This is a genomic window from Streptomyces meridianus (assembly GCF_023703325.1).
Classification (GTDB): domain Bacteria; phylum Actinomycetota; class Actinomycetes; order Streptomycetales; family Streptomycetaceae; genus Streptomyces; species Streptomyces meridianus.
In genome coordinates, this window is the sequence record NZ_JAMQGM010000032.1 from 1 (window position 1) to 19000 (window position 19000).

Here is a 19000-nt window from a genome sequence, read left to right on the forward strand (position 1 = left end):
TTGGTGATCAACCAGTTCAGATTCTGCGCCGCCTGGCTCATCGGACTCAACTAACGCTCCTGCTGGTAAGTGGGGCCAAAGCCGTGGTTTCCGTGGTCCGGGCCGCTTCCTGCCTGGCGGCCCCGCTGGATACCCCGGCGGAGATTGGTCAGTCGGCCGCGCACGTCGTCGGGCGCGCGCGAGACCTGCGGACCGGTCTGCTCGTTCTGCTGCTGTGCGGTTCCCGCCACCAGGTTGGCGCGGGGCACACGGCGGGGCAGACCGGAGGTGGTGATGCCGCCGGCCGCCGGCTGGCGGACCCGCTCGGCCTGGCGGCCGAGCTCGTCATTGGGCGACGTGCGCCATACGGCACCGGTGTCGTCGATGTTGCGCGCCGGCTCACGGCGCGGCATCGCCGGGGGCCCCTCGGGGGCCGGCGAACGCCGCTGCGGCGGGGGAGCCGGCTGGGAGGCGGCCTCCTCGCCACCTCGTGCTCCGCGGAACCAGTCCGACTCCAGAGCCTCGAACAGCGGGGTGCGGCCGTCGCCCGGGCCCGTCGCCGGAGGCAGCGCGTCGTGCTCGGATGCGGGCCGCTGGTTCCGGTGCGGTTCCTGCTGCTGCCTGCTGCCGCCGAAGTCGGGACGCGGGAAGGCGGCCGTGTCGCCGGGGCCGCCGAGCGACCCCCCGGCCGGCCCTGCGGCCTCGAAGTCGTTCTCGCGCTTGGTGTTCCGGTCGTCACCCGAACCGTACGGGGCCTCGCGGTTCACCCGGGGATACCGGGAGGCGGCGCTCTCCTCGTCGTGTCCGCGCGGCTGCTCCGGGGGCTCCGGAGCAGCCGGCGACCAGCCGTCCGCCGGGCCCGAGGAACCCCAGCTGGTGCCACCGTCCTGCCTGCCGCCGGAGGCGCCGGCACCGGCCGGTCGGCTCGAGCTGCCGGGGAGTTCGGGCGCCGGACCGCGCTGAGGGAGCTGCGGACGTCCGTCCTGCTCCCGGCCGGACGCGGGCGGAGGAGTGGGTTGCGCAGCGCTCTCGCGCGGTGGCGGGCCGGAGCGGAAGAGCGAGTCGCCCGCGGGGTCCCTCGGCTTCGGGCCGTTCCGGGCACCCGGGCGGGACGGCAGCCCGCTGCCGGCGCGCCCCGGCCTGCTGTCCGCTCCCGTGGGCCCGGAACCGTCGCCCGGCGCCTGCGGACGGGGGTCGCCGCTCGACGGAAGCGCCGTGCGATTGCCGCCCTGAACCTGTCCGCGGGGCTGCATGCCCGCGAGCCGGTTGCTGCCGGGGCCGCTCGCAGCACCGGTGCCGGTGCCGGCACCCGGGGGCCTTCCGGAGCCCTTCCGGCCGCCCTGCGCGACGTCGACCGGGAGCATGACGAGGGCCGTTGTGCCGCCGGAGTCGGACGGGCGCAGCTGGATGCGGATGCCGTGCCGCTGGGACAGCCGGCCGACCACGAACAGGCCCATGCGGCGCGAGACCGAGACATCCACCGTGGGCGGGCTGGCCAGCCGCTCGTTGATCGCGGAGAGGTCCTCCGGTGAGAGGCCGATACCGGTGTCGTGGATCTCGACCAGCACCCGGCCGTCGGGCAGAGCGTGTCCGGTCACCTTGACCTTGGTCTGCGGTGAGGAGAACGACGTCGCGTTCTCGAGCAGCTCGGCCACCAGGTGCACGAGGTCGTTGACGACCCGGCCCGCAACCTCGCTGGACGGAACCGAACTCAGTTCGATCCGCTCGTACTGCTCCACCTCGGATGCCGCGGCGCGCAGCACGTCGACGAGCGGCACCGGGCGCGTCCAGCGGCGGCCGGGCTCCTCGCCCGCGAGGACGAGGAGGTTCTCGCCGTTCCGCCGCATGCGGGTCGCGAGGTGGTCGAGCTTGAACAGGCTGGAGAGCTGGTCCGGATCCGCCTCGCGGCTCTCCAGCTCGGATATGAGCGACAGCTGGCGCTGAATGAGGCCCTGGCTGCGGCGCGAGAGGTTGGTGAACATCGCGTTGACGTTGCCCCGCAGGAGGGCCTGGTCCGCGGCCAGCCGGACCGCCTCGCGGTGCACGTCGTCGAAGGCCGCGGCCACCTTGCCGATCTCGTCCCGGCTGTGCACGCCGACCGACTCGACCGAGGTGTCGACGTCCTGCGGGTCGGACTCGGAGAGCTGGCGGACCAGTTCGGGCAGCCGCTTCTGCGAGACCTCCTGCGCGGTGTCCTGGAGCCTGCGCAGCGAGCGGACCATGGAGCGGGCCACCACGAAGGCGCCGATGAGTGAGACGCCGAGGACTAGCAGGATGACGACACCGTTGAGGATCGCGTCCCGCTTCGTCTCCGAGCGAAGCTGGCGCGCCTTCTGATCCATCTCGGACAGAAGGGTCTGCTCGATGCGCGACATCTCCTCGAGCTTCGTGCTGTCCGAGTCGTACCAGTCCTTGTAGGACCGGTTCTCCTTCGAGATCTCGCTGTTGGGCTTCAGCATCCGGGCGGCGTACGTGTCCGCGAGGATGATCTCGGAGTTGCCGCCCTGCTCCAGGGCCTGCAACAGCTCCTGGGAGGTCGACGTGCCGTCGTAGATCTCGATGAACTGGTCGAGCGCCGAGTTCTCGCTGAGCAGGGCCGACTGGCCGTACAGCCGGTCGCTCGTGGAGAGCTTGGGCTTCGGCTCGTGGGCGAGACCGGCGCTGATGACCGCGCGCTGGATGGACGCGTACTCCTTGGCGGAGGAGAACGCGGCCAGCGCGCGGGTACTGCGGATCATCTCGCTGTTGCTGGTGGCCTGCGCCATGTCCTGGGACAGCGAGAGCAGGGCCTTGATGAGTTCGTCGTAACTGTTGACGGTCTGCGCGACGTACGCGTCGTCCTTGTACGCGTTGGCGCGAATCGTCTTGATCTTGTCCAGCTGCTGGAGGATGTTGACCAGGGAGGAGTTGACGCCCACCAGGGCGTCGCTGTCCGAGGACTTGATCTGCTCGGTGGCGTCCTCGAACGCCTTCATCTCGCGGTCGGTCACCTGACGCGGGTAGGCCACGTCGTCGTTCCGGGAGTCACCCGCCGCAAGCGGTCCGGCCGAGTGGTCGCGCTCCTCCTGGAGCGCGGAGGCCAGCTCGGTCGCCTGCTTGGTCATCTCGGTCAGCAGCTTCATGTTGTCGAGCTGCTCGAGGTTGGTCATCGACGTGCTGATGCGCAGACCGCCGAGACTCGTCGCCGCCACCACGGGCAGGGCCAGCAGCGAGACCAGGCGGGTGCTGATGCGCCAGTTGCGCAGGGCCATGCGGGAACCCGGGCCGGCGGGAGTGCTGGTTTTGCGCCGCGCGCGGGCGTCGTCGCCGGGCGTGCCTCTGCGCCCGGAGCGGTCCGCGTTCGGATCCTCCGCGTCGATGTTATGGGTGCGCACAGGCGAAGAGCCACGGTCGGTCCCACCGCGCAGCTCCGGGTCCGCCGCAGCGCTGTCTTCCCTCTTGAAACGTCCCTGCACTAGCGTCGCAACCTCTGGACCAGGCGTTCCCCCGGGTGAACGGTGGAACGGTGTCGAGTCGTGGGGACGGGCCCCGTTGTCGGTCGTGAGTAGACCGGCGCGAGCCTCCCCCTTCCACCACCGCCTGGCGCTGCTCTGCGCCACTTGCGCGCCGGATGATTACGCGGCGGTCCGAGGAATTCCAGCACAGTGCTGCATCTGCAACAAGGCCGGTGGGTCGAGTGCTCGAAGTCGTCACACTGTGTGGGAAATGGATGACCATGTGTAGGAACGGTTGGTGCACGGTGTTGTCGATTCCGGACTTTTGCCCACGACCCGGTCGACCCGGATGGGACCTGCGTGGAAGTCGCTCGGATGTGAATGGTGCGCTTCGGTCAGGATTTGCCGGATTCCGGAGGTCTGCGCAGCGCGGCGTTATGCGGCTTTTGTCGGTGAGTTGGTGAGTAAAATCACACGCCGGGCGACGCTTTCCGCTGAGATCCCAAGGGAATGGCGCGTCTAGCCTTTCGCTTGACACGGATGTCGGAAACGACAGCCGACCCGAATCCCGAACAGCTACGAGGCAGACACCGGTGAAGACGATGATGTTCCGCAACATAGCCAACCCGCGCCGCACCACTCTCGCCCACCTCGTGGACGCCGAGGAGTCCGGCCCCGTCGGCTACGTCGTGGAGCAGCGTGAGGAGGCGCGAGTCCTGCCGACGCAGACAGCCAACCCGCGCCGGACCGTTCTGATGGACGTGCCGCAGGGCTGACCTGTTCTCGGGGCGGCAGGGGCGGGACGGTGTGTGACCGGCCGCCCCGCCCCGCGATGCGAACGCCGGGCGTTAGCCTGGAGCGTCAGCATCCGGCCAGTCAGTGAGGGGCAGCTGCTTCCCGTGCGCATCGCCAGGTTCTCCATCGACGGCAACGTCGCCTTCGGTGTCGTGGAAGGCGACCCGTCCGATCCGGACGGGCCCGTTCTCGACATCATCAAGGGGCATCCTTTCGCCGAGTTCGAGCGCTCGGGGAAAAGGGTCCCGATGGCCAAGGTCCGGATGCTCCCGCCCGTGCTCCCCAACAAGGTCGTGGCCATCGGCCGCAACTATGCGGAGCACGCCGCCGAGCTCGGGCAGACGGTTCCGGACGTGCCCATCACGTTCTTCAAGCCGTCGACCGCGGTGACCGGGCCCGGCGACCCGGTCGTGTACCCCTCGTTCTCGAGCGAGGTGGACCACGAGGCCGAGCTGGCCGTCGTCATCGGGCGCATGTGCCGCGAGGTGCCGCGCGAGCGGGTGCAGGACGTCGTCCTCGGCTACACCTGCGCCAACGACGTGACCGCGCGGGACGTCCAGCGCAGCGAGTCGCAGTGGGCACGCGCCAAGGGCTTCGACACCTCCTGTCCACTCGGCCCCTGGATCGAGACCGAACTGGACCCGTCGGACCTGGGCATCATGTGCACGGTCAACGGCGAACAGCGCCAGCTCGGCCGCACCAGCGAGATGGTCCGTTCCATCGCCGACCTGGTCGTCCACATCACCGAGGCGATGACCCTGCTGCCCGGCGACGTCATCCTCACCGGCACCCCGGCCGGGGTCGGCCCGCTCAACGTCGGCGATGAGGTCGCCGTCACCATCGAAGGCATCGGCACTCTCACCAACAAGGTGATCAAGCGTGACTAGCGCACCCGTACGTGTACGTTTCTGTCCCTCCCCGACCGGCAATCCCCATGTGGGTCTGGTCCGAACCGCGCTCTTCAACTGGGCGTTCGCCCGGCACCACGGCGGCACGCTGGTGTTCCGCATCGAGGACACCGACGCGGCCCGCGACTCCGAGGAGTCGTACCGGCAACTGCTGGACGCGATGCGCTGGCTGGGCTTCGACTGGGACGAGGGCCCCGAGGTCGGCGGCCCGCACGAGCCCTACCGGCAGTCGCAGCGCATGGACCTCTACCGCGATGTCGCCCGCCGCCTCCAGGACGCCGGGTTCGCGTACGAGTGCTTCTGCACCACCGAGGAGCTCGACGCCCGCCGTGAGGCGGCGCGGGCCGCAGGCAAGCCGTCCGGTTACGACGGCACGTGCCGCACACTGACGGCCGGGCAGATCGAGGCATACCGGGCCGAGGGGCGCCCGGCGATCGTCCGGTTCCGGATGCCCGACGAGCCGATCACCTTTACCGACCTGGTGCGCGGTGAACTGACCTTCTCGCCCGAGAACGTCTCGGACTACGGCATCGTGCGGGCGAACGGGGCCCCGCTCTACACGCTCGTCAACCCGGTGGACGATGCGCTGATGGAGATCACGCACGTGCTGCGCGGCGAGGACCTGCTGTCGTCGACCCCGCGGCAGATCGCGCTCTACGCGGCTCTGGCCGACATCGGAGTCGGCAACGGCACGACCCCCCGGTTCGGCCACCTGCCGTACGTCATGGGCGAGGGCAACAAGAAGCTCTCCAAGCGGGACCCGCAGTCCTCGCTCAATCTGTACCGGGAGCGGGGCTTCCTGCCCGCCGGGCTGCTCAACTACCTCTCGCTGCTGGGCTGGTCGCTCGCCGAGGACCGCGACATCTTCACGATGGACGAGATGGTCGCCGCCTTCGACATCAGCGGCGTCAACGCCAACCCGGCGCGGTTCGACCTCAAGAAGTGCGAGGCCATCAACGCCACGCACATCCGGCAGATGCCGACGGAGGAGTTCGCCGCTGCCTGCGAGCCGTGGCTGCGGGACCCGCACGCCCCGTGGAAGCCGGAGGCCTTCGACGCCGCCGCCTTCGCGGAACTGGCTCCGCTGGCGCAGACGCGTCTGACGGTCCTCTCCGACATCACCGCCAATGTCGACTTCCTGTTCCTCGACGAGCCGGTCGACGACGAGGCCTCGTGGAACAAGGCGATGAAGGAGGGTTCGGACGCTCTGCTGCGCACCGCGCGGGCGAAACTCGCCGACGCCGAGTGGAACGCCGAGGCGCTCAAGACGGCCGTCGTCGAGGCCGGCGAGGAGCACGGCCTGAAGCTGGGCAAGGCGCAGGCGCCGGTCCGGGTCGCCGTGACCGGCCGGACGGTCGGCCTGCCGCTCTTCGAGTCCCTCGAGGTGCTCGGGCGGGAGCGCACGCTGGCCCGTATCGACGCCGCGCTGGCCCGGCTTGTGGCTTAGGGCGCGGAAGCGCGACCGGGTTCCGAGTCCTGGCGGCCGGCTTCGTAGGCCGGACCGTCGCCGGTGCGGCCACGGACGGACGACCGCGCTGTGTATCGGTTTTGGAGGGCAGTCCGGCATCGGGTAATGTTCTTCCTGCGCCGCCCGAGAGGGCTGAGAGGCCTGGTTCAACCGGCGCAGCAGAACAGAACCCCCCGGCGGGGGTTGTGTTTTGGTGGGGTATGGTGTAATTGGCAGCACGAGTGATTCTGGTTCACTTAGTCTAGGTTCGAGTCCTGGTACCCCAGCAGGATTTCCCTTTCGGGGAGTCTTGATCGCAGTGCAAGCCCCCGTTGTGTAGCGGCCTAGCACGCCGCCCTCTCAAGGCGGTAGCGCCGGTTCGAATCCGGTCGGGGGTACAGATCCTTGAACACTGTCGCTTTCGGGTTCTCCCGGATGCAGACGATGTGACACCGCTTGTTTCGTGTCGTGGTAAAGGATCGCTAGGGCCCCCGTTGTGTAGCGGCCTAGCACGCCGCCCTCTCAAGGCGGTAGCGCCGGTTCGAATCCGGTCGGGGGTACTGGTTCATACCATGGGCTATGGTGTAATTGGCAGCACGAGTGATTCTGGTTCATTTAGTCTAGGTTCGAGTCCTGGTAGCCCAGCGTGTGAGTTTCTCCGGGAACATCACTCACCAAGCCCCCGTTGTGTAGCGGCCTAGCACGCCGCCCTCTCAAGGCGGTAGCGCCGGTTCGAATCCGGTCGGGGGTACGCCCGCGGAAAAGCCCCTCCCGACGGAGGGGCTTTTCCCTTTTCTGCTGTTCTGCCGCTGTCTTTCCGGGTGTTTTCATCGCCCGCCGCGTTTTCATCGCCACGGCTGCCGCCACCTTTTGGCAGGGTGTCCCGGGGCTCGGCCGGATCGAGATGGAGCGCCGCAATTCCGGCTGCGGCCTGTGCGTATGCCGGCAAGGCCGTCGCGTCGCGGAACAGCCGAAGCGGCCGAGCGCCGCGACCGAGGCAGCCGGTCCCCGCGGGCGAGCGGCCTCTGCTCTTCTCCCCCACAGCCCCGGCCGAGTTCGTGGCAAGTGTCCACGATCCGGTGCGCGTGGCTGCGACCTCGCCCTCGGGCTCGATCCCGTGGCCTGCCCTCACGCTCATGCCGCGGATGTTCACGGAGCTGTCACCCGAGGAGGGCTCTCGACTGCTCGGGTACCGCCCGTTGTTCGGAGAGCCTCGCGCGGTCCGTGTCGTCGCGCATCGCAGTTCACCGCGGGAGCTGCTGTGAACTGCGCGGCTGACCCGGACCGCCGGCGCCGATCCGCCCGGGACCGCCTTCAACCGCCGGGTGCGGTAGGAGAAGGGCGCGCCGGCATCCGGCACGCGAGGTGGCGCGCCGGCGGGGCGGCGAGTCCGTTTTCCGTCCACGCCAACATGCCGCCGTCGGAGCCGGGTGCGGCCACCGGCATCGCGCCGGCCGGTGCGCGTCGTAACGGGACGGCGCGGAGGTCAGTTGCCGCGGCGCAGGGCCTCGGTGAGACGGGCCGCGGCGTCGATCACGGCCTGGGCGTGCATCCGGCCCGGATGACGGGTCAGCCGCTCGATGGGTCCGGATACCGAGACGGAGGCGACCACGCGGTTCGACGGCCCCCGCACCGGCGCGGAGACCGAGGCCACGCCGGGCTCGCGCTCACCGATCGACTGGGCCCAGCCGCGGCGCCGCACGCCCGAGAGTGCGGTCGCGGTGAACCGCGCACCCTGAAGGCCGCGGTGCAGCCGCTCGGGCTCCTCCCAGGCCATGAGGATCTGCGCGGCCGACCCGGCCTTCATCGGCAGTGTCGAACCGACGGGGACCGTGTCGCGCAGTCCGGAGAGACGCTCCGCCGCCGCCACGCAGATGCGCATGTCCCCCTGCCGCCGGTACAGCTGGGCGCTCTCACCGGTCACGTCGCGTAGATGCGTCAGCACGGGGCCGGCGCTCGCCAGGAGCCGGTCCTCACCCGCCGCGGCCGCCAGTTCGGCCAGCCGCGGGCCCAGGATGAAGCGGCCCTGCATGTCCCTCGCCACCATGCGGTGGTGCTCCAGCGCCACCGCGAGCCGGTGCGCGGTGGGGCGCGCGAGGCCGGTTGACGCGACCAGCCCGGCCAGGGTGGCCGGACCGGACTCCAGAGCGCTCAGTACGAGTGCTGCCTTGTCGAGAACGCCGACGCCACTAGAGTTGTCCATGCAACGATACTTGCGTCTCAAACTGTGAAACGCAAGTTCACTATCCTGCGGAACGCGTCACTCTTGGTACGGCGGAACCGTGGAGCGCGGCACCGCAGCGCCGCCCGGTTCCCGGGACCGGACGGGCACGTCACTCGAGTTGGGCCGGACGAAGCACCCGGCCGAAGGGAAAGCGATGGGACGGACACTCGCGGAAAAGGTCTGGGACGACCACATCGTGCGGCGAGCGGAGGGCGAGCCCGACCTCCTGTTCATCGACCTGCACCTGTTGCACGAGGTGACCAGCCCGCAGGCCTTCGACGGTCTTCGCAAGAACGGCCGCCGGGTGCGCCGGACGGATCTGACGATCGCCACCGAGGACCACAACACCCCCACCCTCGACATCGACAAGCCCATCGCCGACCCCGTCTCCCGGACCCAGCTCGAGACCCTGCGCAGGAACTGCGCCGAGTTCGGCGTCCGGCTGCACCCGCTGGGTGACGTCGAGCAGGGCGTCGTCCACGTGGTGGGACCGCAGCTGGGACTGACCCAGCCCGGCACGACCGTGGTCTGCGGTGACAGCCACACCTCCACTCACGGGGCGTTCGGCGCCCTCGCCTTCGGTATCGGTACCAGCCAGGTCGAGCACGTTCTGGCCACCCAGACCCTGCCCCTCGCACCGTTCCGGACCATGGCGGTGACGGTGAACGGCGAACTGGGCGACGACGTCACGGCCAAGGACCTGATCCTCGCCGTCATCGCGCGCATCGGCACCGGAGGCGGCCAGGGCTACGTCATCGAATATCGCGGCGAGGCCATCGAGAAGCTGTCGATGGAAGCCCGGATGACCATCTGCAACATGTCGATCGAGGCCGGGGCCCGCGCCGGGATGATCGCTCCGGACAGCACCACCTTCGACTACATCCGCGGCCGCGACCACGCCCCGCAGGGTGCGGACTGGGATGCCGCCGTCGAATACTGGCGGACCCTGCGCACCGATGACGACGCCGTCTTCGACCACGAGGTCGTCATCGACGCCGCGGAGCTCGCGCCCTTCGTCACCTGGGGGACCAACCCCGGCCAGGGTGCGCCCCTGTCGGCCTCGGTGCCCGACCCCGCCGCCTTCGAGGACGCCTCGGAACGCTTCGCCGCCGAAAAGGCCTTGGAGTACATGGGCCTGGCTCCCGGGCAGCCGCTGCGCGAGATCCCCGTGGACACGGTCTTCGTCGGCTCGTGCACCAACGGCCGGATCGAGGACCTGCGCGCCGCCGCTTCCGTCCTCGACGGCAGGTCGGTCGCCGACGGCGTGCGGATGCTCGTCGTTCCCGGCTCGGTCCGGGTGGCCCTGGAGGCCGTCGCCGAAGGCCTGGACAAGGTCTTCACCGGTGCGGGGGCGGAATGGCGGCACGCCGGCTGCTCCATGTGTCTCGGCATGAACCCCGACCAGCTGGCTCCGGGGGAGCGGTCCGCGTCCACGTCCAACCGCAACTTCGAGGGCAGGCAGGGCAAGGGCGGCCGGACCCACCTGGTCTCGCCGCAGGTCGCCGCCGCCACCGCCGTCCTCGGGCATCTGGCCTCGCCCGCCGATCTCGTCGACGACCGCATCGCAGTGGAGGCCTGAGCAGTCATGGAAGCATTCACCACGCACACCGGCCGGGCCGTCCCGCTGCGCCGCAGCAATGTGGACACCGACCAGATCATCCCTGCCCACTGGCTCAAGAAGGTCACGCGTGACGGTTTCGAGGACGGGCTGTTCGAGGCCTGGCGCAAGGACCCGGAATTCGTCCTCAACCGGCCCGAACGCCAGGGCTCGACAGTTCTCGTCGCGGGTCCCGACTTCGGCACCGGTTCCTCGCGTGAGCACGCCGTCTGGGCACTGCAGAACTACGGGTTCAAGGCCGTGATCTCCCCCCGGTTCGCCGACATCTTCCGCGGCAACTCGCTGAAGAACGGCCTGCTGACCGTGCTGCTGCCGCAGGAGACCGTGGAGCGGCTCTGGCAGATCACCGAGGCCGACCCTGCGGCGGAGATCACCGTCGACCTCGTCGCACGCGAGGTACGGGCCGAGGGTGTACGGGCGGCGTTCGAACTCGAGGAAAACGCCCGCTGGCGCCTGATGGAGGGACTGGACGACATCAGCCTGACACTGCAGAACGAGGCGGCCATCAGCGCCTACGAGGCGTCCCGCCCCGCCTTCAAGCCCCGGACCGCGCGGGCCTGACCGCCCTGCACGTCGTCTTCCGCTGCGCCCCGCACCCAACGGTGTGGGGCGCAGCCGTATGTTGGGATCCCGCGAAGCGACAACTCGCCGCAGATGGCACAATCGGTGCATGGATCGCGACAGTCAACTCGAGCTCTACGGGGCCGTCGCGGACCGGCTCAAGGAGGCGCATGCGAGGGTGCGCACACTGCAAGTCCCGGACGAAGTACGGATGACGCTGTCGCGGAAACTGCTGGCCATCACGGCTGCGAGCAAGCGGGACCTCGCCGCGGCGGCCCGTCGTCTGGACCGGTTCATTGACGACTTGGACGAGAGTCGATTCCCCGATGACGGAACTGCATGAGGGGCCCGAGTCCATTGCGGCACAAGGGTGATTAGCCCGTTTCATGTTTGATTTGCGGTATATATCTGCCTAGCGTGCGAAAAGCTTGAACACTTTCGTTCCGGCAGTGGCTCCGAAGGGGAAGACGTGAACAAGGCGCAGCTCGTAGAAGCGATTGCCGACAAGCTCGGCGGGCGGCAGAACGCCGCCGAAGCTGTCGACGCGGTACTGGACGCGATCGTTCGCGCGGTCGTCGCTGGGGACCGGGTCTCGGTCACCGGCTTCGGCTCGTTCGAGAAGGTCGACCGGCCCGCCCGTTACGCCCGCAACCCCCAGACCGGCGAGCGCGTCAGGGTCAAGAAGACCTCGGTGCCCCGATTCCGGGCCGGCCAGGGCTTCAAGGACCTGGTGAGCGGCTCCAAGAAGCTGCCCCGGGGCGGGGAGGTCTCCGTCAAGAAGGCCCCCAAGGGCAGCCTGTCGGGCGGCGTCACAGCCAAGGCCGTGGCCAAGAAGGCCACTGCGAAGAAGGCCGCGGCCAAGAAGACCGCTGCGAAGCGCGCCGCAGCCAAGAAGACCACCGCGAAGAAGGCGGCTGCGAAGAAGACCCCGGCCAAGAAGACGGCCGCCAAGAAGACCCCGGCCAAGAAGACGGCCGCCAAGAAGACCACCGCGAAGAAGGCCACCGCCAAGAAGACGGCTCCCGCGAAGAAGGCCACCGCCAAGAAGTCCCCGGCGCGCAGGACGACGGCACGCAAGACCACCGCCAAGAAGGCGGCATCCGCAAGGAAGAAGTGATCCGGGTACGGACGCGCCGGGCCGGGACTCCTGACGGGAGCCCGGCCCGCGGTCCGTTCAGAGCGTCTGCAGGGTGACGAGGACGATCCTGCGGGTCGCGCCCTCGCCGCTGACCTCGATCCGCACCCGCTGACCGGGCCGCAGCAGTAGAAGGCCCCCTGCGTCGAACGCGGCGGTGTCGAACGGCAGCGGAGTGCCATCGTCCAGGAGAACGCTGCCGGAACGGGTCTGCGCGTCGTACGTGTAAGCGGTCGCCTGCATGAACGAGAGCCTAGACGAACGGCCCGGGCGCCGCTCTTCCGCCGGTTCCGGCCGGGAGCCGGGCCGCCGTGTACGGCCCCACGCCGAGGGCGAGTGCGCAGCGCAGGTCGTCGCCGGTGTCCACGTCCCGCCGCACGCTCTCGACACCGGACGGATCGATCTCCCGTGCGCCCGAGGCCCGGTGCCGTGCACGGGAACGCCCGCCGAAGGCCGGGGCGAGGGGCGTTCCGGCGGAGGCGGACAGGAACGTCGTCCCCACTCCGGCGGCGTCCGCGAGGAAGGCTCGGGGATGGTGTGCCGCACGGGCCAGGACCAGGTTCAGTTCGGCCGGTCGGAGAGCCGGGAGATCCGCACCGAGCGCCGCCGTCGCCGCGCCGGGCCGGGCCCGCCGGACGGCGTGCGCGCCGTATTCCAGCGCGGCGTTGAGCCCGGCGCCGGGGACATCGGCGACGACGTGGGCGCCGAGGGCCGTCACTTCCGCCGCGGCGACCGGATCATCAGTGACCACGACCACGTCCACGACAGCCGGGACGGCCAGCGCAGCGGCGACGGTGTCCTGGGCGAAAGCCAGGGCGAGGGTGGGCCGCAACCTGCCCACGGCGGTGCCGCTGAGCCTGCTCTTGGCCTGATCCAGGGGTTTCAGTGGCACGATCAGGGTCCAATCGGACCTCACGACGCCCTCTCCGTCTCTGCGCATCGCGGCCATTCTCCCCTGCGGCCGCCGGTGCCCCCGCAGGACGGGGTTACGGTGTTCTCGACAGACCGGGGACCTGGGGTGAAACTTGTGCGGTTGCCCCGCCCGCAGCTCATCAGGTCCCCACGAGGAGGGTTTCCGAGTGTCCCGCCGCAGAATCGGCTTCTGGTACCGCTTGGCAGCGGTCATTGCTAAACCGCCGCTGGTGGTTCTGTTCAAGCGGGACTGGCGCGGAATGGAGAATATTCCGGACGCCGGGGGGTTTATCACCGCCGTGAACCACAATTCGGCGCTCGACCCGTTGTCGTACGGGCACTTTCAGTACAACACCGGCCGGGTGCCCCGGCTGCTCGCGAAAGCCTCCCTTTTCCAGGTGCCGTTCGTCGGCACCGTACTGCGCCGGACCGGTCAGATTCCCGTTTACCGCGAGTCCAGCGACGCCGCGAACGCGTTCCGCTCCGCCGTCGACGCGATCAACAGCGGCGAGTGCGTGGCCTTCTACCCCGAGGGCACGCTGACCCGTGATCCCGACCACTGGCCCATGCAGGGCAAGACCGGTGCCGCCCGGGTCGCCCTGCTCACCAGGGCACCGGTGATCCCCGTTGCGCAGTGGGGTGCCAACCAGGTCATGCCGCCCTACGCGAAGGCGAACAAGGTGCGGCTCTTCCCCCGCAAGACGCTGAAGGTGATGGCCGGCCCGCCGGTCGATCTGTCCGCCTACTACGGCCAGGAGCCGACGGCCGAGGTGCTGCGCGAGGCGACCGACGCCATCATGGCCGCGGTCACCGGTCTCCTCGCGGAGCTGCGCGGTGAACCCGCGCCCGCCGCGCTCTACGATCATCGATCGGCTCGCGCGGAACAGCGGGCGAGGGCGCAGAAGCAGGAGGAGAGCACGTGACGCGCTGCGCGGTCTTCGGCACCGGCTCCTGGGGCACCGCATTCGCGATGGTCCTCGGCGACGCAGGCTGCGACGTCACGCTGTGGGGGCGCCGGACCGAACTCGTGGACGCCGTCAACACCCGGCGCGAGAATCCCGACTACCTCCCCGGGACCGAACTTCCCGCGAATGTCCGCGCCACCACCGACCCCGCGGAGGCCGCTCGTGACGCGGACTTCACGGTGCTCGCCGTCCCCTCCCAGACCCTCCGGGCCAACCTGGCCCGCTGGAGCCCCCTGCTGCGTCCCGACACCGTCCTCGTCAGCCTGATGAAGGGCGTCGAGCTGGGCACGGCCAAGCGCATGAGCGAAGTGATCGAGGAGGTCGGGAAGGCGGCCCCGGAGCAGGTTGCCGTGCTGACCGGCCCGAACCTCGCGAAGGAGGTCGCGGCCCGGCAGCCCGCCGCCGCGGTCGTGGCCTGCACCGACGAGACGGTCGCCCAGCGGCTGCAGGCCGCTTGCCACACGCCCTACTTCCGTCCCTACACGAACGTCGACGTGGTGGGCTGCGAACTCGGGGGCGCGGTCAAGAACGTCATCGCGCTGGCCGTCGGAATCGCCGACGGCATGGGGCTCGGCGACAACGCGAAAGCATCGCTCATCACCCGGGGGCTCGCCGAGACCACCCGCCTCGGTCTCGCCATGGGCGCCGACGCGCACACCTTCGCCGGCCTGGCGGGCATGGGCGACCTGGTCGCCACCTGCTCGTCACCGCTGTCCCGCAACAACACCTTCGGCACCAACCTCGGACGCGGTATGACGCTCGAGGAGACCATCGCCGTCACCAAGCAGACTGCGGAGGGCGTCAAGTCGTGCCAGTCCGTGCTGGATCTGGCGCAGCGGCACGGCATCGACATGCCGATCACCGAGACCGTTGTGGAGATCGTGCACGAAGGCAAGCCGCCGCTGGTGGCGCTCAAGGGACTGATGTCGCGGAGCGCCAAGTCCGAGCGGCGCTGACTCCGTACCGACTGCAAGGTAACCTCAACGCGATATGAGCAGCGACTCCCCTTCCCAGACCCCAGTTCCCGCCGATCAGGCCGGGCTGTCGTCCGCCGCGGATCAGCAGCGCAAACCCCGCGTCGCCGTGGTGTTCGGCGGTCGCAGCTCCGAGCACGGCGTCTCCGTCGTCACCGCGAGCGCCGTACTGCGTGCCCTCGACCGGAGCAAGTACGAGGTGCTGCCCATCGGCATCACCACCGACGGCCGGTGGGCACTGACCGCCGACGACCCCGACCGCATGGCGATCGCGGACCGGGCGATGCCGAGCGTGGAGCAGATCGCGGAGTCCGACTCCGGTGCCGTGCTGCTGTCCGTCGACCCGGGCAGCCGTGAGGTCGTCTGGTCCGAACCCGGTTCGATGCCCAAGGCTCTGGGCGAAGTGGATGTCGTCTTCCCCCTGCTGCACGGCCCGTACGGGGAGGACGGCACCCTGCAGGGGATGCTGGAGCTCTCCGGTGTGCCGTACGTCGGGGCGGGCGTGCTCGCATCGGCGGTGGGCATGGACAAGGAGTACATGAAGCGGATCTTCATCTCCTTCGGACTTCCCGTCGGTCCCTATGAGGTCATCAGGCCGCGGGAGTGGGAGCAGGATCCGGCTGCGGCCCGTAAGAAGATCGTCGACCTCGCCGGTGAGCACGGCTGGCCGCTGTTCGTGAAGCCCGCCCGGGGCGGTTCCTCCTTCGGCATCAGCAAGCTCGACGGTCTGGAGGGACTGGACGAGGCGGTGGCCGAGGCACGGCGCCACGATCCCAAGATCATCGTCGAGTCGCTGCTCCGCGGCCGTGAGATCGAGTGCGGCGTGCTGGAGTTCGAGGACGGGCCGCGCGCCAGCGTGCCGGCCGAGATCCCGCCGGTGACCAGCCACGACTTCTACGATTTCGAGGCCAAGTACATCGACTCGGCCACCGGGATCGTGCCCGCGCCGCTCACGCCCGAGCAGACCGAGCGCGTCCGGGAACTGGCTGTCCGGGCCTTCGAGGCGACGTCCTGCGAGGGGCTGGTCCGTGCCGACTTCTTCCTGCTGGAGAACGGCGAGTTCGTCATCAACGAGATCAACACGATGCCCGGCTTCACCCCGATCTCGATGTACCCGAGGATGTGGCAGGAAAGCGGCGTGAGTTACCCGGAGCTCGTCGACCGGCTCGTTCAGGCGGCGCTGCGCCGGCCGACCGGGCTGCGCTGACACTACAACTCGCTGGGAACGGTCTTCCGCACGGACTTCGCGAGGTCGGTCAGCGCATTGACCTCGGGGGCGTAGTCGTCCGGGACCGTCACCTCGACGAAGGCCCTGCGCCCGGTGGTGGTGAACCGGTAGCCGTCGCCCTGCTTCTCCAGGAGCCAGCTGACGCCGTTCACGTCCACCGCCTCCGCTGTCGGGTTGTAATCTTCATTTCCGGGGGTGAGCACCGCGGGCCGCGGCACACCGCAGCGCAGCCGCACCTCGGGGTCGCCCCAGGCGGCAGTGAATTCCGAAGCGGGCTCGCTCGCACTGCGGGTGAGCCCGTCGACGGTTCCCGGCAGGCCGTCGTGCAGTGACCGGCACATGGCGGCAGCGGGGCCCGACGGCTTCGGAACCGCCGGGCCGTTCCCGGCGTCGTGCCAGGAGCAGCCGACGGCGGTCGACAGCACAGCAGCGAGGGCCAAGTGGGACAGCCGGACGGGAAATGCGCTCACCGGCCGAGCATACGTGGCGGTGCGGGGGCTCCCCGGCCCCCGGGGGGATCAGAGATGGACGACAGGGCAGGTCAGGGTGCGTGTGATGCCGTCCACCCGCTGGATTTTCGCCACCACCAGACGGCCCAGCTCGTCCACGGTGTCGGACTGTGCCCGCGCAATGACGTCGTAGGGCCCGGTCACGTCCTCCGCCTGGATCACTCCGGGAATGGCTGCGATCGTCTCCGCGACGACCGACGCCTTGCCCACCTCGGTCTGAATCAGGATGTACGCCTTTACCACGGGTCCTCCACGGCGGCTTCGAGGATCATGGGGAGAGAAGGGACGACACGGTACCGCGCGATCACGCGCCGTGGGGAGACCTGCGCCCACAGTTGCGTGCTTCGCCGGTCCGGTACCCGGCATTCCGACGTTACCGATGCCGCCGAAACCGCGCGAGATCGCACGAACCGAGTCTGGATAGGGGCACAGGGATGAAGGGCACCGTGGGCGAGTTGGGCGAGTTCGGCCTCATCAGGGAGCTGACCTCCCGGCTCACCACCACCCCGGCGGTACGGCTGGGGCCCGGCGACGACGCCGCGGTGGTCGCCGCGCCGGACCGGAGAGTCGTTGCCAGCACCGATGTGCTGCTCGAGGGCCGGCACTTCCGGCGCGACTGGTCGACCGCCTACGACGTGGGACGGAAGGCAGCCGCTCAGAACCTCGCCGACATCGCCGCGATGGGCGCGGTGCCCACGGCGTTGCTGCTCGGGCTCGTCGTCCCGGCCGATCTTCCCGCGACCTGGCCGACCGAGCTGATGGACGGGCTCCGCGACGAATGCCAGGTGGCCGGCGCCGCCGTGGTCGGCGGCGACGTGGTCCGCGGCGACTGCATCACCGTGGCCATCACCGCGCTGGGTGACCTGCGCAACCACGAACCGGTCACCCGGGCCGGCGCTCAGCCGGGCGACGTGGTCGCCGTAGCCGGCTGGCTGGGCTGGTCCGCAGCGGGCCACGCGGTGCTATCCCGCGGTTTCCGTTCCCCGCGTGCCTTCGTCGAAGCGCACCGGCGCCCGGAACCGCCCTACCACGCGGGCCCGGCCGCAGCAGGGCTCGGCGCCACGTCGATGACCGACGTGAGCGACGGGCTGGTCGCCGACCTCGGTCACATCGCCGAGGCGTCGAAGGTCCGCATCGACCTGCGCGCGGCGGCGATCGACATCCCCTCGCAGATGTCGGACATCGGGCAGGCCGTAGGGGTCGACCCCCTGCAATGGGTGCTCAACGGTGGCGAGGACCACGCGATCGTCGCGACGTTCCCGCCGGACGTGAAACTCCCCGCCCGCTGGCGGGTGATCGGCGAGGTGCTCAACCCCTCGGCGCTGCCGCTCGTGACGGTCGACGGAGCCCCGTGGGAGCACGCGGGCTGGGATCACTTCGGGGACACCGAACCCACCGGGTAGATTCGCTGCATGCGTATCACCGGCCGGCCGCTGCCCCGCGTGCTCACCGTCGCCGGCTCGGACTCCGGCGGCGGCGCCGGAATCCAGGCGGACCTGAAGACGATGCTGGCGCTCGGGACCCACGGAATGAGTGTGCTGACGGCGGTCACCGCTCAGAACTCGCAGGGTGTGCAGGGCGCCTGGGAACTGCCCGCGGAGGCGGTACGGGCGCAGTTCCGCAGCGTCGTCGACGACATCGGCGTGGACGCGGTGAAGACCGGAATGCTCGCCACCGCCGAACTCGTGGAGTCGGTCGCGGAACTGCTGGCGGATCTCACAGTGCCGGTGGTTGTCGACCCCGTCGGGGTTTCCAAGCACGGCGACCCGCTGCTGGCCCCGTCGGCGCTGGGCGCGGTCCGCACCGCGCTGCTGCCGAGGGCCACCGTCGCGACCCCCAACCTCGACGAGGTGCTGCAACTGACCGGTATCGGCGTCACGGACGAGCAGGGCATGCTCCGGGCGGCGTCAGCCGTCCTCGAGTTCGGTCCGTCGTGGGTGCTCATCAAGGGCGGGCACATGCCGGGCGAGGCCGTGGACCTCCTCACCGACGGCACCACGGAGCACTGGCTGCGAGCGCCCCGTCACGACAACCGCCACACCCATGGCACAGGCTGCACCCTGGCCAGCGCCGTCGCCGCCGAACTCGCGAAGGGCCGCGACGTACCGGCCGCGGTCACGGCGGCGAAGGACTACGTGACAGGCGCGATAGCTGCCGGTTTCGCGCTCGGCAGCGGCCTCGGCCCGGTCGATCATGGCTGGCGGCTGCGCTGACGCGTCCCGCCCGGAGGGGTCCTCGGGTCCGCGCCGTCGCCACGCCTGCTCCCTCGCCGAGTGGGCCGGGAAACAGAAAACCGGCCCACTCGACGAGT

Annotated in this window: 18 protein-coding genes and 5 tRNA genes; 17 read left to right on the forward strand and 6 right to left on the reverse strand. The window is 69.8% G+C overall.

The window, feature by feature from the left end; genetic code table 11:
- Window positions 1-50: 50 nt before the first annotated feature.
- Window positions 51-3434 carry a sensor histidine kinase gene (locus tag M1E25_RS15495; protein ID WP_251415729.1) on the reverse strand — a complete coding sequence of 1128 codons (3384 nt, stop codon included), beginning with the start codon at window positions 3432-3434 and terminating at the stop codon, window positions 51-53.
- A gap of 572 nt (window positions 3435-4006) precedes the next feature.
- On the opposite strand from M1E25_RS15495, the gene M1E25_RS15500 reads away from it, so the two are divergent.
- The 8 genes from M1E25_RS15500 (at window position 4007) to M1E25_RS15535 (ending at window position 7314) form a co-directional block, all read left to right on the forward strand.
- Complete coding sequence (locus M1E25_RS15500) at window positions 4007-4189, forward strand: hypothetical protein (protein ID WP_251415800.1); 183 nt, start codon at window positions 4007-4009, stop codon at window positions 4187-4189.
- Between the two features lie 123 nt (window positions 4190-4312).
- Entirely contained in the window at window positions 4313-5095 is a 783-nt protein-coding gene (locus tag M1E25_RS15505; RefSeq protein ID WP_251415732.1) for a fumarylacetoacetate hydrolase family protein, read from the forward strand.
- Window positions 5088-6563: a glutamate--tRNA ligase gene (gene gltX, locus M1E25_RS15510; protein ID WP_251415735.1), complete on the forward strand. Its 1476-nt coding sequence runs from the start codon at window positions 5088-5090 to the stop codon at window positions 6561-6563. The genes M1E25_RS15505 and gltX overlap by 8 nt, the downstream gene beginning before the upstream one ends.
- Before the next feature lie 215 nt (window positions 6564-6778).
- Window positions 6779-6850, forward strand: a tRNA-Gln gene (locus M1E25_RS15515).
- 38 nt (window positions 6851-6888) lie between these two features.
- A tRNA-Glu gene (locus tag M1E25_RS15520) sits at window positions 6889-6961 on the forward strand.
- Window positions 6962-7050: 89 nt separating this feature from the next.
- Window positions 7051-7123, forward strand: a tRNA-Glu gene (locus M1E25_RS15525).
- A gap of 13 nt (window positions 7124-7136) precedes the next feature.
- Window positions 7137-7208, forward strand: a tRNA-Gln gene (locus tag M1E25_RS15530).
- 33 nt (window positions 7209-7241) lie between these two features.
- Window positions 7242-7314, forward strand: a tRNA-Glu gene (locus M1E25_RS15535).
- 735 nt (window positions 7315-8049) lie between these two features.
- Here the strand turns inward: M1E25_RS15535 and ndgR are convergent.
- The gene (gene ndgR / locus M1E25_RS15540) at window positions 8050-8766 is read right to left on the reverse strand and encodes an IclR family transcriptional regulator NdgR (RefSeq protein ID WP_251415737.1); all 717 of its coding nucleotides are present in this window, start codon (window positions 8764-8766) and stop codon (window positions 8050-8052) included.
- A 175-nt stretch (window positions 8767-8941) separates the two neighbouring features.
- Here ndgR and leuC point away from each other — a divergent pair, with 175 nt between their 5' ends.
- The 4 genes from leuC (at window position 8942) to M1E25_RS15560 (ending at window position 12083) form a co-directional block, all read left to right on the forward strand.
- Window positions 8942-10366 carry a 3-isopropylmalate dehydratase large subunit gene (gene leuC / locus M1E25_RS15545; protein WP_251415739.1) on the forward strand — a complete coding sequence of 475 codons (1425 nt, stop codon included), beginning with the start codon at window positions 8942-8944 and terminating at the stop codon, window positions 10364-10366.
- A gap of 6 nt (window positions 10367-10372) precedes the next feature.
- Complete coding sequence (gene leuD, locus M1E25_RS15550) at window positions 10373-10966, forward strand: 3-isopropylmalate dehydratase small subunit (protein ID WP_251415741.1); 594 nt, start codon at window positions 10373-10375, stop codon at window positions 10964-10966.
- Between the two features lie 109 nt (window positions 10967-11075).
- Complete coding sequence (locus M1E25_RS15555; protein WP_251415743.1) at window positions 11076-11309, forward strand: SCO5555 family protein; 234 nt, start codon at window positions 11076-11078, stop codon at window positions 11307-11309.
- Window positions 11310-11435: 126 nt separating this feature from the next.
- A complete protein-coding gene (locus M1E25_RS15560; RefSeq protein WP_251415745.1) occupies window positions 11436-12083 on the forward strand; it encodes an HU family DNA-binding protein in 648 nt (215 codons plus the stop codon).
- Between the two features lie 57 nt (window positions 12084-12140).
- Here M1E25_RS15560 and M1E25_RS15565 read toward each other — a convergent pair whose 3' ends face one another.
- Both M1E25_RS15565 and cofC read right to left on the reverse strand, forming a co-directional pair.
- Complete coding sequence (locus M1E25_RS15565; RefSeq protein WP_251415747.1) at window positions 12141-12344, reverse strand: hypothetical protein; 204 nt, start codon at window positions 12342-12344, stop codon at window positions 12141-12143.
- A gap of 10 nt (window positions 12345-12354) precedes the next feature.
- Window positions 12355-13041, reverse strand: a complete 687-nt coding sequence (cofC, locus tag M1E25_RS15570; RefSeq protein WP_251415748.1) for a 2-phospho-L-lactate guanylyltransferase — start codon at window positions 13039-13041, stop codon at window positions 12355-12357.
- Between the two features lie 139 nt (window positions 13042-13180).
- Here cofC and M1E25_RS15575 point away from each other — a divergent pair, with 139 nt between their 5' ends.
- Genes M1E25_RS15575 through M1E25_RS15585 form a run of 3 tightly spaced genes read left to right on the forward strand, consistent with a single transcriptional unit; the run spans window position 13181 to window position 16159 of the window.
- Entirely contained in the window at window positions 13181-13936 is a 756-nt protein-coding gene (locus M1E25_RS15575) for a lysophospholipid acyltransferase family protein (RefSeq protein WP_251415750.1), read from the forward strand.
- Window positions 13933-14934 carry an NAD(P)H-dependent glycerol-3-phosphate dehydrogenase gene (locus tag M1E25_RS15580; RefSeq protein ID WP_251415752.1) on the forward strand — a complete coding sequence of 334 codons (1002 nt, stop codon included), beginning with the start codon at window positions 13933-13935 and terminating at the stop codon, window positions 14932-14934. The genes M1E25_RS15575 and M1E25_RS15580 overlap by 4 nt, the downstream gene beginning before the upstream one ends.
- 34 nt (window positions 14935-14968) lie before the next feature.
- On the forward strand, window positions 14969-16159 hold the full coding sequence (locus M1E25_RS15585) for a D-alanine--D-alanine ligase family protein (protein WP_251415755.1): 1191 nt from the start codon (window positions 14969-14971) through the stop codon (window positions 16157-16159).
- A gap of 2 nt (window positions 16160-16161) precedes the next feature.
- Here M1E25_RS15585 and M1E25_RS15590 read toward each other — a convergent pair whose 3' ends face one another.
- The gene (locus tag M1E25_RS15590) at window positions 16162-16650 is read right to left on the reverse strand and encodes a DUF3515 domain-containing protein (RefSeq protein ID WP_308290433.1); all 489 of its coding nucleotides are present in this window, start codon (window positions 16648-16650) and stop codon (window positions 16162-16164) included.
- Window positions 16651-16698: 48 nt separating this feature from the next.
- Window positions 16699-16932 (reverse strand): Lrp/AsnC family transcriptional regulator, encoded by a 234-nt coding sequence (locus tag M1E25_RS15595; RefSeq protein ID WP_251415758.1) that lies wholly within the window; start codon window positions 16930-16932, stop codon window positions 16699-16701.
- A 191-nt stretch (window positions 16933-17123) separates the two neighbouring features.
- Between M1E25_RS15595 and M1E25_RS15600 the strand changes: the two genes are divergently transcribed.
- Together M1E25_RS15600 and thiD are read left to right on the forward strand one after the other, a co-directional pair.
- Window positions 17124-18092 carry a thiamine-phosphate kinase gene (locus M1E25_RS15600; protein WP_251415761.1) on the forward strand — a complete coding sequence of 323 codons (969 nt, stop codon included), beginning with the start codon at window positions 17124-17126 and terminating at the stop codon, window positions 18090-18092.
- 9 nt (window positions 18093-18101) lie between these two features.
- Window positions 18102-18902 (forward strand): bifunctional hydroxymethylpyrimidine kinase/phosphomethylpyrimidine kinase, encoded by an 801-nt coding sequence (gene thiD, locus M1E25_RS15605; RefSeq protein WP_251415763.1) that lies wholly within the window; start codon window positions 18102-18104, stop codon window positions 18900-18902.
- Window positions 18903-19000: the final 98 nt, after the last annotated feature.

Excerpts from the sequence above, each read along its gene's own strand:
- ndgR (WP_251415737.1), bottom strand. The coding sequence starts at position 8,766 with ATGGACAACTCTAGTGGCGTCGGCGTTCTCGACAAGGCAGCACTCGTA.
- leuC (WP_251415739.1), top strand. The coding sequence starts at position 8,942 with ATGGGACGGACACTCGCGGAAAAGGTCTGGGACGACCACATCGTGCGG.
- leuD (WP_251415741.1), top strand. The coding sequence starts at position 10,373 with ATGGAAGCATTCACCACGCACACCGGCCGGGCCGTCCCGCTGCGCCGC.
- M1E25_RS15555 (WP_251415743.1), top strand. The coding sequence starts at position 11,076 with ATGGATCGCGACAGTCAACTCGAGCTCTACGGGGCCGTCGCGGACCGG.
- M1E25_RS15565 (WP_251415747.1), bottom strand. The coding sequence starts at position 12,344 with ATGCAGGCGACCGCTTACACGTACGACGCGCAGACCCGTTCCGGCAGC.
- cofC (WP_251415748.1), bottom strand. The coding sequence starts at position 13,041 with ATGCGCAGAGACGGAGAGGGCGTCGTGAGGTCCGATTGGACCCTGATC.
- M1E25_RS15585 (WP_251415755.1), top strand. The coding sequence starts at position 14,969 with ATGAGCAGCGACTCCCCTTCCCAGACCCCAGTTCCCGCCGATCAGGCC.
- M1E25_RS15600 (WP_251415761.1), top strand. The coding sequence starts at position 17,124 with ATGAAGGGCACCGTGGGCGAGTTGGGCGAGTTCGGCCTCATCAGGGAG.
- thiD (WP_251415763.1), top strand. The coding sequence starts at position 18,102 with ATGCGTATCACCGGCCGGCCGCTGCCCCGCGTGCTCACCGTCGCCGGC.